Source organism: Chryseobacterium sp. 14P4.3.2, assembly GCF_057799275.1.
This window is the reverse complement of sequence record NZ_JBYOKO010000068.1, coordinates 1-809: the sequence shown is the minus strand read 5'-3', so window position 1 is coordinate 809 and position 809 is coordinate 1. Positions and strand designations below refer to the sequence as shown.

General features: G+C 24.2%; 1 protein-coding gene. It reads right to left on the bottom strand.

The features are described from left to right. The coding region (locus tag AC27VX_RS23825; protein WP_488698469.1) for a hypothetical protein at window positions 1-636 on the bottom strand (636 nt) is incomplete at its 3' end. Window positions 637-809 lie beyond the last annotated feature (173 nt).

Genomic DNA, 809 nt, shown 5'->3' with positions numbered 1-809 from the left:
CTCACCAACATTTCCATTTTTCATTTGAAACAATTCCCAAAAATTTCCACGAATAATTATTTTTTTAGATTCAATATCTTTTGGATATGGAAACTCACAACTAAAAATATTTTCAATTTGTAGACACTTACATTGCAAATGTTTTAGTTCAGTTCCATTGGAATAAATATGATAATTCAGCTTTCCTTCAGGTTCTAAACTTTTAGAGCTATTTGGAATATAAAAATTATATTTAATCAAATTTTTATTCCTATCAAACCAATAGAATTTACTATTTGTACTATCTATTTTTCCATTTTTGAACAAAATGTATTGATTAACAAACTCTTTATTATCAACAAATTTATATTCTAATTTAGCATTTATCTCTTTCGATTGTTTATTAGTAGCTATCCACCAACCTACTCTAATATTTTCATGATCTACAAATCCTGTAATTTCATAGTTATTGAATGTTCCCGTTATCTTATATAGAGAATCATTAATTTTATTTTTTTCAATATTTTTTAAGTTTTTTAATTCACTTGAAATTGAAAAATATTCTGAAGAATTGAGATTATCAAAATTTCTAACTTCTTGTTTTTTGCACGATATTATTAAAAAAAATAATAAATACAATAAAACTATTTTACCCATATTTTAAATTATTTTGAAGATTTTACTGAATCAATAGTTTTGCGAAGTCTTCTAGCAGTTTGCTGGAAAGACTCACCTTTTTTAGGAATTGTTTTGTACATTGTATCAATTGGCACTATGGAGTTCTGTTTAAATGTGTAATCTCTTAGATAAACTGTATCATTTATGTTAGG